This window comes from Herbiconiux oxytropis, from assembly GCF_024979315.1.
Classification (GTDB): Bacteria; Actinomycetota; Actinomycetes; order Actinomycetales; family Microbacteriaceae; genus Herbiconiux; species Herbiconiux oxytropis.
The window spans coordinates 241640-264972 of sequence record NZ_JANLCK010000002.1; the positions used below are offsets into that span (position 1 = coordinate 241640).

Sequence of the window (23333 nt, forward strand, 5' to 3'; positions counted from 1 at the left end):
GCCTCATGACCCTCACCCCGCTCCCCAGCGCCTTCGACCTCGACTCGCAGACCCTGCGGCTCCTGGCCGCCGTGGCCGAGTACGGCTCGATCACGCGCGCGGCCGGTGTGCTCGGCTTCAGTCAGCCGGCGCTCAGTCAGCAGATCAAGCGGGTCGAGGCCCGGATCGGGATGCCCCTGGTCACGCGGGCGGGGCGCGGCATCCGGTTGACGGATGCCGGGCTCGTCATCGCGAGACACGCCGCCACCGTGCTCGCCGCCCTCGAATCGGCCTCGGGAGAACTCGCCGACCTGGCGGGCCTGCGCTCGGGACAGGTGCGGCTTTCAGCCTTTCCGTCGGCGTCGTCGACGATCGTGCCGCAGCTCATCCGCTCGATGGGCGAGGAGCACGAGGGCGTGCGCTTCACCTACCTCGAGGCGGAGCCGCCCGAGGCCATCGCCGCCGTGCGCGACGGGGCGATCGACATCGCGATCGCGTTCCGCCATCCCGCCGACCGCGACGACCCCTTCGCCGCGGGGTCCGAGGGCCTCGTGGTGCACGAGCTCGCCCGCGACGAACTGCTCCTGCTCGTGCCCCACGGGCACGCGGCCCTGCCGCGCCCGTCCGGGCCGGAGCACCCCACGCCATCCGCCGCGCCCCAGCCGGCCTCGCCCACCGCGGTCGATCTCGCGGCCCTCCGCGACGAGACGTGGATCGCCGGCTGCCCGCGCTGCCGCGCCCATCTGCTCGACTCGTGTGCCCGCAGCGGCTTCGCGCCCACGATCGCCTTCGAGACCGACAACTTCGTGGCCGTGATGCGCATGGTGGCGGAGGGCCTCGGTGTCGCACTCCTGCCCGCGCTCACCATCACGGCGTCGCCCCTGCCGCCGGGCGTGGCCGCGGCCCCCACCACGTCGGGTGACCACCGGATGATCGTGGCGGTCACGCGCCCAGGTGCCGACCGCATCCCGGCCGTGGGCGAGACCATGCGCATCCTGCGCCGCCTCACGGCCCGTCCCGACGACGCGCCCCGCCTCCCACCCCGACTTGACAGAAGTCGCGTCTGAGAGCGCCGACTTGGCACATCTTGTGTCAAGTCGGCGACTTTCGGCACATCGAGTGTCAAGTCGGCGGATGACGACGACAGGGCGACGACGGGGCAGGCCCCAGCGGCTACGCGCACGGACCAAGGCAGCGCCACCTCAGTGCACGTGCTCCAGGAAGTCGGTGCCGAGCGTGCGCATCGACTCGATCACGGCGAGGCGGTTGCGCAGGTGCTCGTCGTTGAAGCGCATCGTGACCGCATAGGAGATGCCACCGCTCGGCCCCGTGAGCACGCCCGCCTCCGAGCGGATGCCCGCATCCGACCCCGTCTTGTTGAACAGCGTGAGGCCGTGGTCGATCCCGGTGTGGGCGAGCGGATCGAATCCGAACGCACTCGCCACGAGCGACTGGTCGACTCCGAGCCGCAGCCAGCCGGTCACGAGCCGCGACGCCGTCTCGTCGACGATCTCGCCGAGCTCGAGCCGCCGGAACAGCGTCGCCAGCTCGCGAGCCGACCCGACCGAGAGCTGCGGCGCGTCATCCGGCCCCCGCTCGTCGCGCACGATGTCGAGCAGCAGCGTGCGCCGGAGCCCGAGCGACTCGGCGCGCGCACGCACCGCGTCGAGACCGATCCGGCGCAGCAGCACGTTCGTGGCGAGGTTGTCGCTCGTGGAGCCGATGAGCGCCGCCAGGTCGACCACGGGGAGCGCCGGAACCTGGAGGTGCTGCCACAGCCCCGAATCCGCGACGGTGTCGTGGGCCGTGCGGTTCAGGATGCTCAGACCCTCCGCTCCCGGCCCCGGCCGCGCACCGCCCCGCGGAGCGCGAGAGTCGTCGGACCCCTCGGACGAGCCGGAACCGTCCCGAGCCGAGATCCGCGCCGCCACCTCGATCAGCAGCAGCACCTTCCCGATCGACGCGGTCGGCACCGAGAGGTGGTCGTCGACGGAGAACAGCACGCGCCCGGTCGCGAGGTCGAGGGCGCACGCGGTGACCTGCACGCCCGAGAGCGCGAGCTCGGTCAGGGCCGCGAAACCCTGCCGGAAGATGATGCCACCGCTGCCCGCCGGATCGCCCCGCCGACCGCGCTGCAGCGAGTCGGCGGCGGCCGCCTCGTCGCGCTGGCCTTCACGGCCACGGCGGCGCATCGGATCCGGCATGCCAGCAGGCCTCCTCGAGATGTCGGCGCGACCGAGAGGGTCGCAGCGGGGCGCGAACCGGAGCCCGCTCCTACCAGATGGTCACACGCTCAGCTGGATTCAACCAGAGTCCGTCCGAAGAACCCACCTCGAACGCCTCGTAGAACTCGTCGATGTTGCGCACGATCTGGTTGCAGCGGAACTCGTTGGGCGAGTGCGGGTCGATCGAGAGCAGGCGGATGACCTCGGCGTCGCGCGACTTCTGCTGCCACGCCTGCGCCCAGCTCAGGAAGAACCGCTGGGCTCCCGTGAGTCCGTCGATCACGGGCGGTTCGACGGGTGCACCGGATGCGTCGCGCAGCGACAGCAGGTACGCCTTCCAGGCGATGCCGAGACCCCCGAGGTCGCCGATGTTCTCGCCGATCGTGAGGGCGCCGTTGACGTGGTGGTCGGGCACCTGGGCGGGTGCGAGCGCGTCGTACTGCTCGATGAGCGACGACGTGAGCTTCTCGAACGCCTCACGGTCGTCGGCCGTCCACCAGTCGGTGAGCCGCCCGTCGCCGTCGAAGCGCGAGCCCTGGTCGTCGAAGCCGTGCCCGATCTCGTGGCCGATCACCGCGCCGATGGCGCCGTAGTTGGCCGCGGCATCCCGCGCCTCGTCGAAGAACGGGTGCTGCAGGATGGCCGCCGGGAACACGATCTCGTTGAAGCCGGGGTTGTAGTAGGCGTTGATGGTCTGCGGGGTCATGAACCACTCGTCGCGATCCAGCGGCCTGCCGATCTTGCCGAGCTCGCGCTGGAACTCGAACTCGCTCGTGGCCCGCACGTTCCCGATGAGGTCGGTGGGGTCGATCTCGAGCGCCGAGTAGTCGCGCCATGTCGCGGGGAAGCCGATCTTGGGCGTGAACTTGCCGAGCTTCTCGAGGGCGCGTTCACGCGTGGCCGGGCTCATCCACGACAGCGTCGAGATGCTCTCGCGGTAGGCCTCGATGAGGTTGGCCACGAGCACGTCCATCGCCGCCTTGGCGGTGGGAGGGAAGAACTTCTCCACATAGATGCGGCCGACCGCCTCGCCCATCGACCCTTCCACGAGCGAGACACCGCGCTTCCAGCGGTCACGCATGCTCGGGGTGCCGGTGAGGGTGCGGGCGTAGAAGTCGAAGTTCTCCTCCACGAAGGCGCCCGGCAGGTAGGGGGCCCAGCCGTGCACGACCTGCCAGCTCAGCCAGTCCTTCCAGCTCTCCAGCGGCGCCTCGGTGAGGGCGGCCGCGAGACCCGTGATGAAGCTCGGCTCGCGCACCACGAGTTCGTCGAACACGCCGGCCGGCGCGTCGAGCGCGTCGCGCCAGAGGTCGAAGAGGGAGACGCGCGATGAGCCGTCGGCCGAGGCCTCGGACACCGTGGCGGCAGCACCCGCCTGATCGAGGAACTCGCTCCAGGAGACGAGGTTGTAGGTGGCCTGGGCGTCACGCGTGCGCACGTTGTCCCAGTGCGAGGAGGCGATCAGGGTCTCGAGGTCGAACACGCGCTGGGCGCGCACGGGCGCGTCGTCGAGGCCGGCGAGCTCGAGCATCCGCTGGATGTGGCCGACGTAGGCCTCCCGCACCGACGCGAACTTCTCGTCGCGGAAGTAGCTCTCGTCCGGCAGCGAGATGCCGCCCTGCTCCACGAACACGAGGTAGCGCTCCGGGTTGCCGGGGTCGTTGTCGACGAAGAGGCGGAGAAGGCCGGGCACGCCCTGGCGCTCGAGCCGGCCGAGCGTGCGGGCCAGCGAAGGGATGTCGTCGATCGCGTCGATGAGAGCGAGCTGCGGCTCGAGCGGGGCGGCGCCGAGGGCGTCGATGCGCTCCTCGTCCATGAAGCTCGTGAAGAGGTCGCCGAACTTCCGCTGCTCCGTGCCCTCGGCGGCCGACTGCGCCTCCACCACGATGTCGCGCACCGCCTTCTCGGCCTCTTCGGCGAGCTGGTAGAACGAGCCGTAGCGCGCCTTGTCGTCGGGGATCTCGGTGCGCGCGATCCACTTCCCGTTGACGTGGCGGAACAGGTCGTCCTGGGGGCGGATGGTCGGGTCGAGTTCGGCGAGGTCGATTCCGGAGTCAGTCACGCACCAACTCTACGCACCCCACCCCAGCCCCTGCCGAGACGTCACTGCGCACACATCCCGTGCCTCGTCGGTGTGGAAAGTGACGGGTCGGCGGAGGGTCAGGCGAGGAGCTTGCCCTTGGCGGCGGTGAACTCGGCGTCGGTGAGCACGCCGGCATCTTTGAGGGCCGCCAGCTTCTGGAGCTCGGCGATGATGTCGACGCCCCCGGCGGCGGCGCCAGGGGCAGCGGGTGAAGCGGATGCGGGTGGCGGCACCGCGGGCGCCACTCCGGCGGCCGGCTGCTGGGCGGCGACGGCGGCAGCGGCGGCCGCGTCGATCTGCGCCTGCTGCTGCTGGGCGGCGTACGCCTGCTGCTGCTCGGCGCTCTCGGCGCGGGCCTGCTGGCGGTTCCGCATCCCGCCCGTCACCATGGAGGCTGTTCCCGCCACCACGGCGGTGCGGGCGGCGAGGCCGAGGAGGCCGGGACGGCCCATCCGTCGGAACATGGGCATCTGGTTCTCCTGTTCGAGTGGTGGTGCGGGGGTGGTGCCGGTCAGGCCGTGATGGCGGCGAGGACCTCGTTGACGACGGGGGCCGGGATGCGCTCGGTGCTGAGCACCGAGCCGCGCCCGGCCGCGAGCTTCGAGGCGAGCGCCTTCGCCCAGGTGAGCTCCACCACGAGCAGGGCGGCGGAGGAGCCGGCGGGGATCTCGCTCGCGAGCTCCTCGACATCCTCGATCGAGGCCAGTCCCGTCGCCTCGAGAGCCACGGCATCGAGACCGATCGAGTCGCCCGCCTCGTCGAGCTCGAGCACGGTCAGCTCGCCCTCCGGCGAGCGCGTCACGAAGAGCAGGTCGAGCAGCCGCACGGCGCCGGCGTCGATCACATCGCGGAAGGCGTCGACGATCTCGGGGCCGGGGCGCTCGCCCTCGAAGCCCACCAGGATCAGCTCGACGGGGCCGTAGCGGAATTCGGTCATGGGACATCCTCGCCTCGGGCCAGCGTGCCGGAGCGACCCGTAGCCGTCTTCGCGCTGCTGGTCGGCACGCTATCAGCCCGAGGCGGCACGCGACCAGCGTCCTAGGCTGAACGGGTGCTGACGATCGACCGCGACATCCTGCGCTTGGCGGTGCCGGCGCTCGGCGCACTCGTGGCGGAGCCGTTGTTCCTGCTCACGGACACCGCTCTCGTGGGTCACCTCGGTGAGACGCCGCTCGCCGCCCTCGGGGTGGCGGGTGCGGTGCTGCAGACGGTGGTGGGGCTGCTCATCTTCCTCGCCTACGCCACGACGCCGGCGGTCGCCAGGCGGCTCGGGGCAGGGGATGCTCCGGGGGCCATCAAGGCGGGGATCGACGGCATGTGGCTCGCGCTCGGCGCGGGCGTCGTGCTCGCGTTCCTGGGGTGGCCGCTCGCGGGGTCGGTGGTGCGGCTGTTCGGCTCCACGGCGGCCGTCTCCGAGGCCGCGACCACCTACCTCACGATCTCCCTCATCGGGCTGCCCGGCATGCTCGTCGTGATCGCGGCGACCGGGCTGCTGCGGGGGCTGCAGGACACGCGCACGCCGCTCGTCGTGGCGGTCGGCGGGTTCGCGGTCAACGCGATGCTGAACGCGCTGTTCATCTACGGCTTCGGCTGGGGGATCGCCGGATCCGCGATCGGCACGGTGCTCGCCCAGTGGGGGATGGCCGCGGTCTACGTGGTGATCGCGGTGCGGGCGGCCCGGCGGGTGGCGGTGTCGCTCCGCCCAGGGCTCGACGGGGTCGGCGGGGCGGCGATGGCGGGAGGCTGGCTCCTCCTCCGCACCGCGAGCCTGCGGGCAGCGCTGCTCGCGTCGATCGCCGTGGCGGCGGGCTTCGGGGTGACCTCGCTCGCGGCGTTCCAGATCGCCATGACGATCTTCACGACCCTCGCCTTCGTGCTCGATGCCCTCGCGATCGCGGGCCAGGCGATGGTGGGGCACGGGCTCGGCGCCGCCGACGTCGACCGCGTGCACGCCGTGACCCGGCGGCTCGTGCGCTGGGGACTGCTGTCGGGCGTGGTGCTCGGTGCTCTCGTGGCGGTGCTCGCGCCGTTCGCGGGGCCGGTGTTCTCGTCGTCGGCGTCGGTGCAGCAGGCGGTCACGGCGGTGCTTCTCGCGATGGCAGTGGGCGTGCCGCTCGCCGGCTACGTCTTCGTGCTCGACGGCGTGCTCATCGGCGCGGGCGACGCCCGGTACCTCGCCCTGACGGGGCTTGTGAACCTCGCGATGTACGCGCCGCTGCTGGCGGCGGTGGCGGTGGTCTTCACGCGGGGCGGGGGTGCGGATGCGGTGGGCACCGCCGACGCGCTCAGCAGCGCAGGGCCGCCGGATGCCATCGGCGGGGTCGCCGCGCTGGTCTGGCTCTGGCTCGCATTCGGCCTCGGCTACATCGGCGCCCGCGCGCTCACCCTCGGCCTCCGCGCCCGCGGCTCCCGCTGGATCGTGACGGGCGCCCCCGCCGCCTGACGGCGCGGTTCACACGTCCAGAAGCGCCCCTCGGACAGCGATGTCGACGGGCCCCGTGAAGTGGGCGGCCGCTCGGGAGGTGGCATCTGCGGCGGTGAGGCCATCGGCGAGGTGGGTGAGCACGAGATGGGAAGCACGGGCCGCGGTGGCGGTGCGGCCGGCGTCTTCGGGGGTGTGGTGGGCGGGAGGGGTGCGCGACGCATCCGATCGCGTCGACGGGTCGGCTTCATAGCCGCACTCCACGAGGAGGAGGTCGGCACCCTCGCCGATCTCCTCGAGGGAGAGGCACGGGGCCGAGTCACCCGAGTAGGCGAAACGGCGGGTGCCGCCGGTCGTCTGGCGCTCGTCGACCGTGAGGCCGAAGGCAGGCACGCCGTGCTGCACCGGGCCCCAGGAGAGCTCGAGATCACCGAAGCGAGCGTCTCCGAAACCGCTCATCGGGCGGAAGTCGAACACCCTCGGCAGCTCGTCGACCGCGTTCGGGCCGAGGAAGGCGGCGAGCCGCTCGAGCAGGCTCTCGGGGCCGATGAGAGGGATCGGTGCGACCGGGCGGAGCACCGGATCGGCGAAGCGCAGGGCGTAGTAGGCCACGAGGAGATCCGCGGAGTGATCGGCGTGACGGTGCGAGATCCAGATGGCGTCGAGTTCGGAGAGGGTGATGTGACGCTGCAGTTCGGCGAGGGTGCCGGTTCCCGCGTCGATCCAGAGAGTGGTGCGCGAGCCGGCTGCCGACCCGTCCGTGCCGCCCCGCAGGAGGTAGCCGGAGCAGGGCTCGTCCGGGCGCGGGTACGGCGTGGCGGTTCCGAGCACGGTGAGCTGCATGCCTCGATTCTCCCAGGCGCTCCGCCGCGCCCGAGCCAGGTGAGTCAGGCGCGCGGCGGTGCCGTCGTCGCACCCCGGTGGAAGGTGCAGCGGAACACCACCGAACCCACCTCCTCCCCCGCCAGCAGGGCACGCACTGCGCGGCCCGCCTCCCGGCCCTTCTCGGCGGCGGGCTGCACCATGGTGGTGAGGTCGTGGCCGGCGAGCCCCTCGATGGGCACGCCGTCGAAGCCCGTGAGGCTGAGGTCCTCGGGCACGCGCAGCCCGAGCTCGGCGGCCACCTGCAGCACCCCCACCGCCAGCAGGTCGCTCTGCGCGAGCACCGCCGTCGGGCGGACCTCGACCTCCACCCCGAGCAGGATCCGCGCGGCGCGCACCGCCTCGTCGACCGAGTTCCACCCGGACGACACGGCCACCGCATCCGGGAACACGCGCCGCACCCCGGCCAGCCGATCCGCCGTCACGGTGGTGGTGAGCGAGGCCTCGCGCTCGGGCGTGATCAGACCGGTCTCGCGCGAGGGGTCGGTGGCGAGGCTCAGCACCCCCACCCGCCGGTGCCCCAGTTCGTGCAGGTGCCGCGCGAGGGTCTCGGATGCCTCGACGTTGTCGAGCGCCACGTCGACCCGCGCAGGCCCCGCCGGGGCGGCGGGCACCGGGTCGGCGGGCACCGGGTCGGCAGGCACTGGGTCGGCACCAGACGCGGACGCGGCGCCAGCGCCACCCTCGATCGACACCACCGGCACCCCGCGCCGCTCGAGCTCCACCACCACGCGGTCGAACACGGGCGAGCACCCCATCAGCACGGCGGCGTCGATCGCGGCCGACGCGATGCTCGACTCGACGGCGCCCGTCTCGGTGAGCAGGAGGAGTCCGTTGCTGCCGTCGCCGAGGCCGCTCGCGATGCCGTCGAGGGTCGCCACGTTCACCGGATCGCGGAACGCGCTCAGCAGCGTCTCGTCGAACACGATCCCCACGACACCCGACCGCCCCTGCCGGAGCGACCGCGCCCGCGGATCGGGCCCCGAGTAGCCCAGTTCGGCGGATGCCGCCATCACCTTCGCGCGCGTGGCTTCCGAGACGGGCCCAGCTCCGCTGAACGCGAGCGACGCGGTCGAGCGGCTGACGCCGGCGAGCCGCGCGACATCGAGCAGGGTGGCTCGTGCTTGATCGGAGGCGGACACGCTTGCTACTGTAGTCGAATCGATTCGATCGAATCGATTCGATACGGAGAACCATGACGGACAGCGCCCTTCCGCCCGCCCCCCACAAGAGCACCTTGACCCGCCGCCAGCTGCTCGCCTGGCGCAACGCCCTGTTCGTGATCTTCGCGCTCAGCGGCCTCTCGCTCGCGAGCTGGGTGGCACGCCTCCCCGCCGTGCGCGACGAGCTCGGCCTCGATACCGCCGAGCTCGGCATCCTCATCTTCGCCATGTCGGCGGGCAGCGTCATCGGCCTCATCGCCGCGCCGCCCATCGTGCATCGCATCGGCGCCAAGGCCGGCATGCTGGTGGCCCTCACGGTGGTCGCCGTCGGCATCGCGGTCATCGGCGTCGGTGCCGATCTGCTCGTCTCCGCACCCGTGGTAGCCGTGGGCCTCGCCCTGGCCGGCTTCGGCAACGGATCGGTCGACGTCATGATGAACGTCGAGGGCGCCGCCGCCGAGCGCGCCATCGGCAAGACGATCCTCCCCCTCATGCACGCCTTCTTCAGTTTCGGCACCGTCACCGGCGCGGGGGTCGGCGCCCTGGCCTCCGGTCTCGGTGTCTCCGTCGCCGTGCACCTGGCCGGCATCGCCGTCGTGATCGCGGTGTGCGCGGTGCTCGCCATCCGCTTCGTGCCCCGTGGCGCCGAAACCGAGGTCGAGGCGACCACCGGAGCAGCAGCGGGCGCCGTCCGCACACCGTTCCTCCGCCGCCTCGCCGACAGCCTCTCGGTGTGGCGCGACGGCCGCCTCCTCCTGATCGGCCTCATCATGCTCGGCATGGCCTTCGCCGAGGGCTCCGCGAACGACTGGCTCACCATCGCCGTCGTCGACGGCTACGGCCAGTCCAACACCACCGCCGCCGTGATCTTCGGCCTGTTCACCGTGTCGATGACCGCGGGCCGCGTGCTGGGCGGCCCCGTGCTCGACCGCTTCGGCCGCGTGCCCGTGCTGCGGGTGAGCGCCGCCGTCGGCGTGCTGGGCCTCGCGGCGTTCATCTTCGCCCCCGAACCGTGGATCGCCTACGTCGGCGTCGCCTTCTGGGCCATCGGATGCTCGCTCGGCTTCCCCGTGGGCATGTCGGCGGCGGCTGACACCGACGATCCGAAGCTCTCTGCGGCGCGCGTGAGCGCCGTCGCGATCATCGGCTACGTCGCGTTCCTCGTGGGCCCGCCGGTGATCGGCCTGCTCGGTCACGAGCTCGGCATCCTGAACGCGCTCGTGCTCGTGCTGGTGCTCGTGGTGATCGCAGGGCTCGCCTCGCCGGCCGCCCGTGAGCGCGGCCGCATCCGGAGCACGACGGGCGCAGGCACGAGCACGACCAGCACGGGCACGCCGGGCACCACCTCCGGCTCAGGCCCGGCCGACGCCTGACCCCCCGGGCGTTACGCTCTACAGGTGCGTCTCGTCATTGCCACCTGTTCCGTCGACTACGCCGGCCGGCTCAGCGCCCACCTCCCGCTCGCGAAGCGGCTGCTGATGCTGAAGAGCGACGGCAGCATCCTCGTGCACAGCGACGGCGGAAGCTACAAGCCGCTGAACTGGATGAGCCCGCCGTGCTCCATCACCACGCAGGAGCCCGACGCCGACCAGCTCGAAGCCGGCATCACGGAGCTCTGGAAGGTCACCCAGAAGAAGACCGACGACGTGCTGATCGTGTCGATCCACGAGGTGCTGCACGACTCCTCGCACGAGCTCGGCATCGACCCCGGGCTCGTCAAGGACGGGGTGGAGGCGCACCTGCAGAAGCTCCTCGCCGAGCAGATCGACCTGCTCGGCGATGGCCACACCCTCGTGCGACGCGAGTACATGACGGCCATCGGGCCGGTCGACATCCTCGCTCGCGATCAGGTCGGGGCCGCGGTGGCGGTCGAGATCAAGCGGCGGGGTGACATCGACGGCGTCGAGCAGCTCACCCGCTACCTCGAGCTGATGAACCGCGATCCCCATCTCTCTCCCGTGCGCGGTGTGTTCGCGGCACAGGAGATCAAGCCGCAGGCCCGCACCCTCGCAGAGGATCGCGGCATCCGCTGCCTCGTGCTCGACTACGACGCCATGCGCGGCCTCGACGACGCCGACTCGCGACTGTTCTGACCCTCTCTTAGGCTGGTGTCGTGGCCTCCCGCACCCCCGCCTTCCCCAAGTCCTACGCCAACCGCCCTCTGCGGAAGGCCCTCGAGACCTTCGGCGCTCTGCCGAACCGCACCACGCTCGACGCGCTGCTGAAGGCGATGCGCTCGGGTGGCCTCGTGGTCGACATCACGGGCACCACGGATGCGGCAGACCCCCAGGTGCGCACCCTGCTCTCCACGAGCGGCGAGCTGGTGCTTCCGCTGTTCACCTCGATCGCCGAGCTGCGGCTCGCGGTGCCGGCCGAGGCCCGGGCGGGCGCTCAGGCCATGATCCTTCCGGCTCCGGATGCGCTGGCGCTCGTGCAGACCGCGGATTTCGTGGCGGTGCAGTTCGACGTCGGCTCGCTCGGCCAGGTGATCAAGCGCGACTTCGTCGTGGCCTGAGGCGGCCCCGCGCTCAGCCGAGGAGCGCGAGGGCGGCGACCGCCGCCGGAACGACCACCGCGACCCCCACGAGGCCGAGCCCCATGAAGCGCGGCCACGAGATGCGCACCCCGAGCGTGGTGAGCCGCTGGTGCCAGAGCAGGGTGGCGAGCGAGGCCCATGGGGTGACGAGCGGGCCGAGGTTCACGCCGATCAGCAGCGCCACGAGCCGCGTCGTGTCTCCCGCCGCCTGGGGTTCGAGCACGAGGTAGGCGGGGAGGTTGTTGATGGTGTTGGCGCCGAGCGCTCCGATGGCGGCCAGGTGCAGGAGGCTGAGCGGGTCGTCGCCCGATCCGCTCACCGCCGTCAGCAGGTCTTCGAGCCCGTTCACCTGGGCCGCCTCCACGAGCACGAAGAGGCTCGCCGCGATGCCGAGCGCCTGCCAGGGCACGAGCGATGCGGTGAGCGCCGAGCGGTCGCGCACGAGGAAGGCGCCGAGCAGCAGCACGGCGGCCGCGCCCGCCACGATCGCGACCTCGAGGCCGGAGACGAGCAGCGGCAGCAGCAGGAGCACCACCACCGCGGAGTAGACGAGCAGCGGGCGATCGGTCACCGGCGTGCGCTCGGGCAGCTCGAAGCGGCCGCGCAGCGATCGGCGGTAGACCAGGGTCAGGATGCCCGCGCTGGCGACGACCCCCACGAGCGCGGGTGCCCAGGCGGCGGCTACGAAGGCGGCGGTGCCGCCGTCGAAGCTGCGCGCGGCGAGCAGGTTGGTGAGGTTCGAGACCGGGAGGAAGAGGGAGGCGGTGTTGGCGAGCCAGACGGTCGCCAGGGCGAACGGGATCGGGGAGACACCGATGTGCAGCGCGAGCACGACCACGACGGGTGTCACGAGCACCGCGGTGGTGTCGAGCGAGAGGAAGGCGGTGCTCACGACCGCCAGGGCGATGACGAGGAGCCACAGCACGGCGACCCGACCCCGGCCCCACGCGGCCATCCGCTCGGCGAGGGCGGTGAAGACGCCGGCGGCGCTCGCGAGCTCGGCCACCACCGTGATGGCCACGACGAAGGCCAGAACGGGCGCCACCCGGGCGGCGAGCGCGGTGGCGTCCGGCCACGGAAGGGCCCCGGTGGCGACCACGACGGCCGCCGCCACCATGAGCAGCACCGTGAGCAGCGCACCTGTCCGCTGCAGAGCCTTCGCAACCATCCTCGGGCCACTGTAGATCCTCGGCGACCGTGCTCCCCACGGTGTCCGTGATTCGGGCAGTTCGGGGGCCGACCCTAGGATGTCTCGGGTGACTCGTCAGAACCCCACCAAGCCGTGGTCGTGCATCCTCTTCGATCTCGACGGCACCATCACCGACTCCGCCCCCGGCATCATCGGGCGCCTCTCGCGCACGCTCGAGGCGATGGGCCGGCCTGTCCCGATGCCGGCGGAGCTCGTGGCGTTCGTGGGTCCGCCGATCCTCGACGGCTTCCGCGACGTCGCCTCCATGACCACCGCCGAGGCCGAGGAGGCGCTGCAGGTCTACCGTGGGCTCGCCGCCTCGGACGGACCGCAGGACGACGCGGCCGTCTACCCCGGCATGCTCGGGCTCGTGCGCGCCTTGCACGCCGCCGGCATCCCGCTCGCCCTGGCCACCTCGAAGTCGGAGGTTCAGGCGAACCGCGTGCTCGCGCACCTCGAGCTCACGGAGTGCTTCACCGTAATCTGCGGCGCCTCGGAGGACGAGACCCGCAGCGCGAAGGCCGACGTGGTCGGCGAGGCCCTGCGACGCCTGCGCGAGCAGGACGTCGACCTCTCGAACCTCGTGATGGTCGGCGATCGCGAGCACGACGTGCACGGGGCCGCCGAGCACGGGGTGCCGGTCATCATGGTCGAGTGGGGCTACGGCTCCCCCGCAGAGTCGGTCGGCGCGATCGGCGTCGTCCACTCCGTCGACCAGCTCCGCACAGCGCTCGTGTAGCCCGGGCGGGCGCAGCCGGCCGGTGCCGCGGCGGCACGATGCACCGCCCGCCCGCCCGCCGCCGGCACGCACTCGCACCTCCAGACGTCCCCGCCTCCACCGTTTCGGTTCGAAACCGCACACGCAACGGCAGCCGAGCCGCAGAGAGCGTCGGATGCCGTTACGTGTGCGCTTCTGAACGCGAACGACCGTTCGGAGACGGCGTGGAAGTGGGAGCGAGAGGCGCAGTCGCAGTCGCAGCCGGAACCGCAGCGGGAGCCGGAGCCCGTCAGGCGCGGCGGCGCACGACAGTCAGCGCGACCGCGCCGGCCAGCAGCGTCAGGATGCCGAACCCGGCGAGGCGCGCACCCTCCGCACCCGTGTTCGCAAGCCCCGAGCGGCGTGCGCCGTCAGCCGTGGAGCGGCCCGCGCCCCCGGCCGGCGACCCGCCTGCCACCGACGGGCCACCGGCGGTGCCCGACGTGGGCTGCGGCGACGGCGACGGCGACGGCTGCGGCGTGGCGGTAGGCGAGGGCGTCGACGTGGGTGTGGGCGTCGGGGTCGGCACGACGACCGCCGTGGCGGCTGCGGTGAACGGCGTCACGACGGTGAGGCTCGGGGCCTCGGGGTTGCCGTTGGAGACCTGCCCCGTGATGCGCACGACCCCGGAGAAGGTGCCCGCAGCAGTCGGGGAGAACTGCAGGTCGAGAGTCGCCGTCTGGCCCGGCAGATATCTCACGCCTGCTGTTCCGAACGACGAGCCTGCGATGCGGACTCCCGGTGCCGGGTTGCCCGACGTGTCCAGGATCGAGACCGCGCCGTTGACGAAGACGAGCGGATCGACCCCCTTCACCGCGAGCGTCAGCCGCCGGGTCGTGCTCGACCCCACCTCCACGCTGCCGAACGAGAGCGACGCCGCGCCGTCGGGCGTCGTGACGTCGAAGTGGGCGCGATCGGTGGCGAGCGCGTGCGCCGCGAAGACCAGCGTGACGCTCCCGCCGACCCCGACGACGTCGTTGTCGGCGATCGTGAGCGTGATCGGCTGCGACGACACCGTGCCGGCTGCCGGTGCTGTGTAGCGCACGGTGAGGCTGCGCCGCGAGTTGGGTGCGATCACATCACCCGCCGCGAGCGTCGTGCCCACGAGGGTGAAGGGAGCAGCGAGCGCCGAGAGCGGCGCGGGGTCGATGGTGATGCTGTCGGTCCCGTCGTTGAGGATCTCGATCGTGCGCTGCACGGTCTGGCCCTGCTTGACATAGCCGAAGTCGGGCGGGAGCCCGGGCATCGACACCGACACCTGATCGCCCGGCGCCGCGACGGCGGCCGGGACAGGCCCGGCTCCCACCGCCGCTCCCAGACCGACCCCGAGGAGCCCCGCAAGCAGGACGGAGGCGAGAAGCGATCGACGAAGACGACGGTGATGCGACATGCGCCCCACCTTCTCCGACAGCAGCCGACCGGCGTTATGAGCAATCCCTACTCATTCGCCGACCGCGGTGTGTGCAACCGGGTGGCATCCCACAGGCCACGGCACGCCCAGCCCGGCGGCATCCGGGGTTCGTAGAATGCGGGGATGGGTGAGACCTCCCTCCTTCCGAGCCTGATCGTGCTGGGCATCGTCGTGCTCGGGCTCGCCGCCGTGTCCACGGTCCTGACCCGGCGGAGCCGCAACCGTGCCGCCGCGCGCGGGCGGTCCGGCGGCGGTGCCGCTGTGCGGATCGGGCCGAACGGCTCCGGGCTCCCCGAGATCGGCGGCGGCGCCCCCGTGAAGGTCGACATCGCCGACCTCCGCCGTCAGGCCGGCATCCAGCTCGTGCAGATGGACGACGCGCTCCGCGCCGGCCGCGACGAGCTGCTCTTCGCCCAAGCCGAGTTCGGCGAGGCGAGCACGCACGGGTTCGCCGACGCCCTCGACACCGCCGAGCGCCGGGCCGCCGAGGCCTTCGCCCTGCAGCAGCAGCTCGACGACCACATCCCCGACACCGAGGAGCGGCAGCGCGAGTGGACCAAGCGCATCCTCTCGCTGAGCGACTCCGCCCTCGCCCTCGTGACCGCCCAGTCCCGCTCCTTCGGCGAGCGCCGACGGCGAGAGACCTCCGCCCCCGCCGCCGTGGCGCGCCTCCACGACGACCTCGCCGCCGCTCGCGCGGAGCTCACGCGGTCGGCCGCCGTGCACGAGGAGCTCGCGGCCGCCTACGACCCCGCAGCGCTCACCGCCGTCGCCGGCAACATCGAGGCGGCGACCGAGAGCTTCGACGAGGCCGAGGCCCTCGCGGCCGACGTCGACGCCACTCTCCGCACCGACCCGCTGGCCTCCGTGGCCAAGCGCCTCGACATCGCGGCGGCACGGATGCGCAGAGGCCGCACACTCCTCGAATCGCTCGAACGGCTGCGCGCCGACCTCCTCGCCGCCACCGCAGCCCGCCAAGAGGCCCTCGACCGCACCAGCGCTCTCCTCGCCGAGGCCACGCGCCTCCGCGACACCGTCGACGATCAGGGTGCCGCCGCCCGCATCATCGAGGCGGCGGCCCGCCTCTCCTCCGCCACCGAGACCGCCCGCGCCCGCGACACGGCCGGAGGCGCCACTCCCGGCGCCTCGGCACCCGCCCTCGGCAGCGCGTCCGCCACGAGCGCCGCGTCAGAACCCGCTGCATCCACACCCGCCGCATCCACACCCGCCGCATCCGCACCCGCCCTCCGCCATCCCGTGGCCGACCTCGACGCCCTCACCGCCGCCTCCACCAGCCTCGACGACACCCTGGCCATCGCCCGCACCGCCCAGCAGCGCCTCGACTCCGCCCGGGAAGCGCTGCGCGGCGCCCTCGCCCTGGCCGAGAGCCGCATCATCCAGGCGAGCGACTTCATCGAGGGCCGTCGCAGCCGCGTGGGCACGGATGCCCGCACCCGCCTCGCCGACGCACGCCGCGAGCTCGAGCACGCCCGCCTCGAGGCCGATCCGGTGGCCGCCCTCGACGCGGCGCGCCGCGCCGCCACCCGAGCCACCGACGCCGACGCCCTCGCCCGCTACGACGCGAGCGGCCTGCGCCCGTGACCCCACCCGAGCAGCCCCCCGCCGTCAGTCCCACCGGCAGTCCCACCGGCCAGCGCCCCCGCCAGCCCGGCCAGCGCCGCCAGCCCGGCCCGCCTCGCCAGCCCGGCCACCCCCGCCAGCCCGGCCCGCCCGCCCTGCCCCCCGGCGGGCCGAAGCGCGGCCCCCCCCCCCCCCCCCCCCCCCCCCCCCCCCCGGCCGCCCTCCCCCCCCCCCTCCCCCCCGCCCCGGGCGCCTTCCTCGTCTACGCCCACATCACGTTCGCCGCCGAACGCGGCCCCGTCGAGGCACTCGCCGCCGACCCCGTGGTCACCACCCAGTGGACCTACGACCACGTCGTCCTCACCCCTGCCGACCCCGACGGCACCGGTCTCGTCTTCCTGGCCGGCGCCAAGGTCGACCCCCTCGCCTACGCCGACAAGCTCAGCGGCATCGCCGCCGCCGGCACCACGGTCGTGATCGTGCGCCCCGTGCTCAACTTCGCGATCGCCGAGTTCCGCCCCTTGGAGGCCTTCACCTCCCTCGCCCCCACCGTCGAGCAGTGGTTCGTGGGCGGCCACTCACTCGGTGGCGTGAAGGCCTGCCAGTACGCGGGCGACCCTGCGGTCTCGGGCCTCGTGCTCTTCGCCTCCTACTGCGCGGGCGACGAATCCGGGCTCGGAAAGCCGGTCCTCTCCCTCTCGGGCGAGAACGACGGTCTCAGCACGCCGGCGAAGATCGACGCCTCCCGCGATGCGCTCCCGAGCGACACGGTCTTCGTGCAGCTCCCCGGTGCCGCGCATGCGCAGTTCGGCGACTACGGCCTGCAGCCGGGCGACGGCACCGCCACCACCACGGATGCCGTGGTGCGCTCCCAGATCACCGCCGCGGTCACCGATCTCATCAGAACCTCAGCGGCACCTGACTGACGCACGGGCCCTCTCAGGCGGCAGGCCCCAGCAGCACGGCGAACAGCGCCACGGCCCCGCCGATGATGAAGAACATCGTGCCCAGCTGCATCGTGCGGCTCTTGTTCCGGCTCGCGGTCGGCACGTCCACCTCGAGGATGGGGCACCCCGACCACCCGATCAGTCCCACGCTGAGCGCCACGAGCACCGATCCCACCCACCAGAGCACCTGCAGGTCGTCCGGCAGCTGCGCCGGCCGCCATCCCGACGACAGCAGCATCCCCAGCACGATCGCCGCCGAGCCCGCGGCCACGGCGAACCACGCCGTCCCCGTCCACATGATCCGCTGCACGTTCGTCTCGGCCGACATGAGCGGGTGGATGCGTGCTGTCTCGTTCTCTCTGGTCACACCCCAATTGTGAACCTCGGTCAACTAACTCGCACCTTTCGACACGGAAGAGTCCCCTCCGACGACGCGACACTGTCGGTGGGTCACGCTTCACTGTCGGCATGAACGCCCGTCCGCGTGTCCCCGCCGTCCACCCCTTCCCGGCCACCGCCGGTCTCACGGTGCTGCTCGCCGCCTTCGTCGCCGAACTCGGCTTCGCCGGCGCGATCGTCCTCGGAGCAGTCCGAGGCGAGAGCCCCGCCACGGTGGTGACCGATCTGCTGGAGAGCACGACCGCCGCCACCGTCTGGGGCTTCCTGGCCGTCGCCGGGGCATTCGTGATCGCCCTGCAGGTCTCCTGGACGAGCCTGTCAGACGGAACCGGCGGGTCCCCACCAGGCCACCATCCCGTGTCCACGGCCCGGCTCGATGACAGGCTGCGCCGGGTGGCCCGCTTCCGGTGGGCGGCACTCCTGGCCGGTGCCTTCACACTCAATGCCTGGTTGCTCGCACTGCTCGCACTCACAGCGGAGCCGGCCGTGCAGCTGCTGACCTCCCTCGGCATGGCCGGCGTCGTCTTCTTCGCGGTCGATGCCGCGACCGTGGTGCTGCGCTTCGACACTCGCCCTCAGCTGATCCCCGCGCAGCGCCGCGCCGTAACCGCGTACGCCGGGCTGCCTGCTCGCGACCGCAGAGCCCTGCGTCGGCACCCGCGAGCGGCCACGGCGGCGGGAGTGGCCCTCGGCATCGCCTGGATCGCGGTGATCGAGGCGATCCTGATCGCCTCCTTCGTCGCCCTGGTCGGCGCGAGCGAGCCGCAGGCGGAACCGGCACGGCTCCGTGCCCTGAGCACCGGGGCGCCAGCGGCGGCGCTCGAGATCGCGCTCACGGGAGCGCTCCTCGTCGCCTTCGCGATCGCTGCGGTCGCTCTGGCACGGGCGAGTCGCGCGAGCACATCGCGGTGGTCGGCGCCCGCGCGCCCCCTCGCGGTCGTCGGCTCGGTTCTGCTCCTCGCGCCGGCCGTGGGGTTCACCGTCTGGCTCGTCGTCGTCCTCGTGCGCGCCGGCATGCCGATCGCTCAAGCCCTTCTGCTGGGAGCCATCTTCGCCTCACCCTCGGCGATTCCGGTCTCGGCACTGCTCGCGCCCGGCCGCGCGTCGCGATTCCGGATCGGTCCGAGGGCCGCAGCGCGACTCGTCATCCACGGCCTCCAACGAGCCGAGCTCGAGTCCAGGCTCCGTCGCATACGTCTGCTCGAAGCCGTCTTCGACGCGCCGACCGCCTCAGCCCAGTCCGCAGCCGAACCCGCGGCCCAGCCCCCCGTGACGTCGCCACCGCCACCTCCGTCGGCCGCCCGCTCCTTCACCTTCACCCTCGTCATCGGGCGCGAGCACACAGCAAGAAGGCCCGGCCACCCGGAGAATTCCAGATGATCGGGCCTTGTCCGTGCGCGAGGGGGGACTTGAACCCCCACGCCCTTGCGGGCACTGGCACCTGAAGCCAGCGCGTCTGCCAATTCCGCCACTCGCGCGAACTAGGAGAGATTAGCATGCGGATGCGGCGTGGTGCGAACCACGACGGCCCCGAGAACCCCCTCGCCGCGGGAACGAGGGGAATTGTCACCCAGGGCAAGTAACATCGTCCTAGCGTTCACGCCTTGACGACTCCCGGCTGCGCGAAATCCTGTGCCGAGAAGCGCGAGCAGACGGCCCGAGCAGAGAGCCCCAGAAAGGGAACCGAACGACGTGGGAATCCTGGACAACTTCGAGAAGGGTCTCGAGCGCGCCGTCAACGGCGCCTTCGCGAAGACCTTCCGCTCGGGGCTCCAGCCGGTCGAGATCTCCGCGGCGCTGAAGCGCGAGCTCGACACCAAGGCGGCCGTCGTGTCGCGCGATCGCATCCTCGTGCCCAACAGCTTCCGCGTGCTCCTGGCCCCGGCAGACCATCAGCGCATGACCACCATCGGCCCCACGCTCATCGACGACCTGACGCAGATCGTGCAGCAGCACGCGGCGCAGCAGGGGTTCCAGTTCGCGGGCGGCATCTCGATCGACCTCGTCGAGAGCCCCTCGCTCACCACGGGCGTCATGCAGATCGAATCGGCCAACGTGCAGCAGAACGTGAGCTGGATGCCGGTGGTCGACATCGCGGGCACGCGTCATCCGCTCACCCGCTCACGCACCGTCATCGGCCGAGGCAGCGATGCCGACATCACGGTCGACGACACGGGCACGAGCCGCAAGCACGTCGAGATCCTGTGGGACGGCACGCGCGCCGAGGCACGCGACCTCGGTTCGACGAACGGCTCCCAGCTGAACGGCCAGTCGTTCTCCCGGGCGGCACTCGAGCCCGACTCCGTCATCCAGATCGGCCGCACGAGCATCGTCTTCCGCATCGTGCCGCAGTCCGGCAGCCGCGCCGGCCGGCCGGGCGGCTCGGCCGCTCCCGCCTCCTCCCGCCCGCCGCAGTCCGATCCCGGCGGATTCTGGAGGTAGGCGGGCGATCATGAGCGAACTCACACTCCTCATCCTCCAGCTCGCCTTCCTGGCGCTGCTCTGGGTGTTCATCTTCATCGTGGTCTACGCCATGCGCTCCGACCTGTTCGGTCAGCGCGTGCGGAAGCTGCGGGAGGCGCCCGCCGGCGGGCAGCCGTCCCACAACGGTGCTGCACAGGGCGGCTCGGCTCAGCAGACCGCGCAGCCGCAGTCCCCCGCGGCTCCCCCTCCCCCGGCCCCGAAGGTGCCCACCTTCGTCCCCGCCCCCGGCACCGAGCTGAGCGGGCCCCCACGGGCCACGACCTCGAACGCGAGCCGCCTCGTCATCACCTCCGGCCCCAAGTCGGGCAGCGAGATCAGTCTCGGCTCCGAGCCGCTGACCATCGGCCGCTCGTCCGACTCCAGCGTCGTGATCCGAGACGACTACACCTCCACCCACCACGCCCGGCTCATGATCTGGGGCGACGAGTGGGTCATCCAGGACCTCGACTCCACGAACGGAACCTTCCTCGACGGCAATCGCGTCACCGCCCCGGTGCACATCCCGCTGAACACGCCGATCCGAATCGGCGCCACGAGCTTCGAACTCCGACGGTGAGCCTATGGCGATCGTGACCGTGAGCGCCGCCGTGTCCCATGTGGGCAAGATCCGCTCCAACAACCAGGACTCGGGTTTCGCGGGGCAGACGCTCTTCGCGGTGGCCGACGGCATGGGGGGTCACGCGGGAGGCGATGTCGCGAGCGCGCTCGCCCTCAAGCGCCTGATCGAGATCGACGGCGAGTACAGTTCGGCGGTCGATGCGGAGTTCGCGCTGCAGGAGGCCATCGTCGCGGCCAACGCCGTGCTCACCGAGACGGTCTACGACCACCCGGAGCTCACCGGCATGGGCACGACCCTGAGCGCCCTCGTGCGGGTGGGCCACAGTGTCGCCCTCGCGCACATCGGCGACTCCCGCGTCTACCGCCTCCGGGAGGACGTGCTCACCCAGATCACCGTCGACCACACCTTCGTACAGCGCCTCGTCGACTCCGGCCGCATCACGGCCGAGGAGGCCAAGACGCACCCCCGCCGCTCGGTGCTCATGCGCGTGCTCGGGGACGTCGACGCGGCCCCCGAGGTCGACCTGCAGGTGATGGACACCCGGCCGGGCGATCGCTGGATGCTCTGCTCCGACGGCCTCTCGGGCGTCGTGGAGCACGACGAGATCGAGGAGATCCTCAAGAGCAGCATCACGCCGCAGGATGCCGCGGACGGACTCCTCAAGGTGAGCCTGGATCACGGCGCCCCCGACAACGTCACGGTCGTGGTCGTCGACGTGCACCAGTCGTTCGAGACCCCCGAGGCCGCACCGGTCACGGTCGGCTCGGCAGCCCAGCCCATCGCCTTCGAGCAGACGGTCGGTCGTCGCACCTCCCGCATCCCCGGCCTCCGCCTGCATCCGCGGAGCCCCGCGAGCTCCGAGCCGAGCCACTTCGAGCCCGAGTCCGACGACTACCTCGACGAGCTGATCGAGGAGGACCGCCGCCGCGGCCGCCGCCGGAAGGCCACCTGGCTCGTGGGTGCCCTGATCGTGCTCGGCATCATCGCCGGCGTGCTCTATGCGGGCTACCAGTGGACCCAGACCCGCTTCTACGTGGGCGAGGCCAACGGCTACGTCGCCATCTACCAGGGCGTGCAGCAGGGCATCGGTCCTGTGCAGCTCTCGCACGTCTTCCAGCAGACCGACGTCGAGACGGATGCCCTTCCGCCGTACACGAGGCGTCAGGTCGAGACCACGATCAGCGCCGACTCGGTGACCGCCGCGCTCGAGATCGTCAAGCGGCTGAGCGACGCCGCGGCGACCGGGGTCGACCAGAACGTCGACCGGCCTAGCACGCCCACTCCCACTCCCACACAGGCGCCCGCCCCCGCACCGGAGCCGACCCCGTGACCGGCGTCTCCGCTCCCGTCGCCGTCGAGACCCCCACCAAGGGCGTCCGGCGCATCCGCGTGCCGCAGAAGCTGCGCAACCTCGAGCTGTTCCTCATCATCCTGGTCTGCTCGGTCAACGCCTTCGCCGTCGTCCTCGTGCAGTTCGGGGCCCTCGGCTACGCCGACAGCACAGTCGTCTACCTGGGTGCGGGCCTGTCGATCCTCGTCTTCGGCATGCACATCGCGCTCCGCTTCGTGGCCACGAACGCCGATCCGTTCATCCTGCCCATCGCGGCCCTGCTGAACGGCATCGGGATCGCGATGATCTACCGCATCGACATCGCCGAGGAGCTCACCGGCTGGGAGAGCACGGCGGTGCGGCAGGTGGTGTGGACCGCCGTGGCCGTGGCCATCTCGATCGCCGTCATCCTCGTCATCCGCAACCACCGCGTGCTGCAGCGCTACACCTACATCGCGATGCTCGTGGCGGCCGTGCTGCTGCTCCTGCCGATGCTCCCGGGCATCGGCCAGGAGATCAACGGCGCCCGGGTCTGGATCCACGTCGGCTCGTTCTCGTTCCAGCCGGGCGAGGTGGCCAAGATCGCTCTCGCGGTGTTCTTCGCGGGCTACCTGGTGTCGCGCCGGGACAGCCTGTCGATGGTGGGCACGAAGTTCCTCGGCATGCGCTTCCCGCGCGCTCGCGACCTCGGGCCCATCCTCGTGCTCTGGGCCCTGTCGATGTCGGTCATCATCTTCCAGCGCGACCTCGGCACGGCGCTTCTCTACTTCGGCCTCTTCGTCGTCATGATCTACGTGGCCACGGGCCGTGCGAGCTGGGTCGTGCTCGGTGTTGGCCTGTTCCTGGCCGGAGGCGTGCTCGCCGGCCAGGTGCTCACCTACGTCAACGACCGCTTCACCAACTGGTTCGACGCCTTCAACCCGGCGAACTACGAGGCCGTCGGCGGCAGCTACCAGCTCGTGCAGGGGCTCTTCGGACTCGCCAGCGGTGGCATGATCGGCACCGGCCTCGGCCAGGGCCGACCCGACATCACCCCCCTCGCGCAGAGCGACTACATCATCGCCTCGCTCGGCGAGGAGCTGGGCCTCGCCGGTATGTTCGCCGTCCTGGCGCTGTACCTGCTGTTCATCGCGCGCGGCTTCCGGATCAGCTTCGCCGGGCAGGACGACTTCGGCCGGCTCCTCGGTGTCGGCCTGTCGTTCACAGTGGCCCTGCAGTGCTTCATCGTGATCGGCGGCGTCACCCGCGTGATCCCGCTCACGGGCCTCACGACGCCGTTCATGGCGGCGGGCGGTTCGTCGCTCGTGGCGAACTGGATCATCGTCGCGCTGCTGCTCCGGCTCTCGGACACAGTGCGCAATCAGCCGAGGCTGGTGATCTAGACCG

22 protein-coding genes and 1 tRNA gene are annotated in these 23333 nt (G+C 71.8%); 13 read left to right on the top strand and 10 right to left on the bottom strand.

Annotation, left to right across the window (positions count from 1 at the left end; translation table 11 throughout):
* The first annotated feature begins 5 nt into the window (after positions 1-5).
* Positions 6-1046, top strand: a complete 1041-nt coding sequence (locus tag N1028_RS04220) for a LysR family transcriptional regulator (protein ID WP_259525572.1) — start codon at positions 6-8, stop codon at positions 1044-1046.
* 135 nt (positions 1047-1181) lie between these two features.
* On the opposite strand, the gene N1028_RS04225 is transcribed toward N1028_RS04220, so the two are convergent.
* The 4 genes from N1028_RS04225 to N1028_RS04240 form a co-directional block, all read right to left on the bottom strand.
* Positions 1182-2183: a serine hydrolase gene (locus tag N1028_RS04225; protein WP_259525573.1), complete on the bottom strand. Its 1002-nt coding sequence runs from the start codon at positions 2181-2183 to the stop codon at positions 1182-1184.
* A 70-nt stretch (positions 2184-2253) separates the two neighbouring features.
* Positions 2254-4266, bottom strand: a complete 2013-nt coding sequence (locus tag N1028_RS04230; RefSeq protein ID WP_259525574.1) for a M13 family metallopeptidase — start codon at positions 4264-4266, stop codon at positions 2254-2256.
* A 98-nt stretch (positions 4267-4364) separates the two neighbouring features.
* Complete coding sequence (locus N1028_RS04235) at positions 4365-4757, bottom strand: SHOCT domain-containing protein (RefSeq protein WP_259525575.1); 393 nt, start codon at positions 4755-4757, stop codon at positions 4365-4367.
* A 41-nt stretch (positions 4758-4798) separates the two neighbouring features.
* Positions 4799-5224 carry a DUF6325 family protein gene (locus N1028_RS04240; RefSeq protein ID WP_259525576.1) on the bottom strand — a complete coding sequence of 142 codons (426 nt, stop codon included), beginning with the start codon at positions 5222-5224 and terminating at the stop codon, positions 4799-4801.
* 114 nt (positions 5225-5338) lie between these two features.
* On the opposite strand from N1028_RS04240, the gene N1028_RS04245 reads away from it, so the two are divergent.
* Positions 5339-6730 carry an MATE family efflux transporter gene (locus N1028_RS04245; protein ID WP_259525577.1) on the top strand — a complete coding sequence of 464 codons (1392 nt, stop codon included), beginning with the start codon at positions 5339-5341 and terminating at the stop codon, positions 6728-6730.
* 9 nt (positions 6731-6739) lie between these two features.
* Here the strand turns inward: N1028_RS04245 and N1028_RS04250 are convergent, their stop codons facing one another.
* Positions 6740-7552: an MBL fold metallo-hydrolase gene (locus tag N1028_RS04250; RefSeq protein ID WP_259525578.1), complete on the bottom strand. Its 813-nt coding sequence runs from the start codon at positions 7550-7552 to the stop codon at positions 6740-6742.
* Between the two features lie 44 nt (positions 7553-7596).
* The gene (locus N1028_RS04255) at positions 7597-8733 is read right to left on the bottom strand and encodes a LacI family DNA-binding transcriptional regulator (RefSeq protein WP_259525579.1); all 1137 of its coding nucleotides are present in this window, start codon (positions 8731-8733) and stop codon (positions 7597-7599) included.
* A 53-nt stretch (positions 8734-8786) separates the two neighbouring features.
* Here N1028_RS04255 and N1028_RS04260 point away from each other — a divergent pair, with 53 nt between their 5' ends.
* The 3 genes from N1028_RS04260 to N1028_RS04270 are packed head-to-tail and all read left to right on the top strand — an operon-like array spanning position 8787 to position 11269.
* Entirely contained in the window at positions 8787-10127 is a 1341-nt protein-coding gene (locus tag N1028_RS04260) for an MFS transporter (RefSeq protein ID WP_259525580.1), read from the top strand.
* Positions 10128-10151: 24 nt separating this feature from the next.
* The gene (gene nucS, locus N1028_RS04265) at positions 10152-10847 is read left to right on the top strand and encodes an endonuclease NucS (protein WP_259525582.1); all 696 of its coding nucleotides are present in this window, start codon (positions 10152-10154) and stop codon (positions 10845-10847) included.
* Between the two features lie 20 nt (positions 10848-10867).
* A complete protein-coding gene (locus N1028_RS04270) occupies positions 10868-11269 on the top strand; it encodes an SseB family protein (protein WP_259525583.1) in 402 nt (133 codons plus the stop codon).
* A gap of 13 nt (positions 11270-11282) precedes the next feature.
* Here the strand turns inward: N1028_RS04270 and N1028_RS04275 are convergent, their stop codons facing one another.
* Positions 11283-12458: an SLC13 family permease gene (locus N1028_RS04275; RefSeq protein WP_259525584.1), complete on the bottom strand. Its 1176-nt coding sequence runs from the start codon at positions 12456-12458 to the stop codon at positions 11283-11285.
* Positions 12459-12546: 88 nt separating this feature from the next.
* On the opposite strand from N1028_RS04275, the gene N1028_RS04280 reads away from it, so the two are divergent.
* The gene (locus tag N1028_RS04280; protein WP_259525585.1) at positions 12547-13218 is read left to right on the top strand and encodes an HAD hydrolase-like protein; all 672 of its coding nucleotides are present in this window, start codon (positions 12547-12549) and stop codon (positions 13216-13218) included.
* 268 nt (positions 13219-13486) lie between these two features.
* Here N1028_RS04280 and N1028_RS04285 read toward each other — a convergent pair whose 3' ends face one another.
* Positions 13487-14626 (bottom strand): choice-of-anchor D domain-containing protein, encoded by a 1140-nt coding sequence (locus N1028_RS04285; RefSeq protein WP_259525586.1) that lies wholly within the window; start codon positions 14624-14626, stop codon positions 13487-13489.
* 144 nt (positions 14627-14770) lie between these two features.
* On the opposite strand from N1028_RS04285, the gene N1028_RS04290 reads away from it, so the two are divergent.
* Together N1028_RS04290 and N1028_RS04295 are read left to right on the top strand one after the other, a co-directional pair.
* A complete protein-coding gene (locus N1028_RS04290) occupies positions 14771-16249 on the top strand; it encodes a coiled-coil domain-containing protein (protein WP_259525587.1) in 1479 nt (492 codons plus the stop codon).
* Positions 16250-16551: 302 nt separating this feature from the next.
* A complete protein-coding gene (locus tag N1028_RS04295) occupies positions 16552-17154 on the top strand; it encodes an alpha/beta hydrolase (RefSeq protein WP_259525588.1) in 603 nt (200 codons plus the stop codon).
* 13 nt (positions 17155-17167) lie between these two features.
* On the opposite strand, the gene N1028_RS04300 is transcribed toward N1028_RS04295, so the two are convergent.
* Complete coding sequence (locus N1028_RS04300) at positions 17168-17542, bottom strand: hypothetical protein (RefSeq protein ID WP_259525589.1); 375 nt, start codon at positions 17540-17542, stop codon at positions 17168-17170.
* Positions 17543-17643: 101 nt separating this feature from the next.
* Between N1028_RS04300 and N1028_RS04305 the strand changes: the two genes are divergently transcribed.
* Positions 17644-18954: a hypothetical protein gene (locus tag N1028_RS04305; protein WP_259525590.1), complete on the top strand. Its 1311-nt coding sequence runs from the start codon at positions 17644-17646 to the stop codon at positions 18952-18954.
* A gap of 14 nt (positions 18955-18968) precedes the next feature.
* Here the strand turns inward: N1028_RS04305 and N1028_RS04310 are convergent.
* Positions 18969-19052 (bottom strand) — tRNA-Leu (locus tag N1028_RS04310).
* A gap of 214 nt (positions 19053-19266) precedes the next feature.
* Here N1028_RS04310 and N1028_RS04315 point away from each other — a divergent pair.
* The 4 genes from N1028_RS04315 to N1028_RS04330 are packed head-to-tail and all read left to right on the top strand — an operon-like array spanning position 19267 to position 23329.
* Positions 19267-20016, top strand: a complete 750-nt coding sequence (locus N1028_RS04315; protein WP_259525591.1) for an FHA domain-containing protein — start codon at positions 19267-19269, stop codon at positions 20014-20016.
* A 10-nt stretch (positions 20017-20026) separates the two neighbouring features.
* Positions 20027-20614 (top strand): FHA domain-containing protein FhaB/FipA, encoded by a 588-nt coding sequence (locus N1028_RS04320; protein ID WP_259525592.1) that lies wholly within the window; start codon positions 20027-20029, stop codon positions 20612-20614.
* A 4-nt stretch (positions 20615-20618) separates the two neighbouring features.
* Positions 20619-21947 carry a PP2C family protein-serine/threonine phosphatase gene (locus N1028_RS04325; protein WP_259525593.1) on the top strand — a complete coding sequence of 443 codons (1329 nt, stop codon included), beginning with the start codon at positions 20619-20621 and terminating at the stop codon, positions 21945-21947.
* Positions 21944-23329, top strand: a complete 1386-nt coding sequence (locus tag N1028_RS04330; protein WP_259525594.1) for an FtsW/RodA/SpoVE family cell cycle protein — start codon at positions 21944-21946, stop codon at positions 23327-23329. Before N1028_RS04325 ends, N1028_RS04330 begins: the two co-directional genes overlap by 4 nt.
* The last annotated feature ends 4 nt before the right edge of the window (positions 23330-23333 follow it).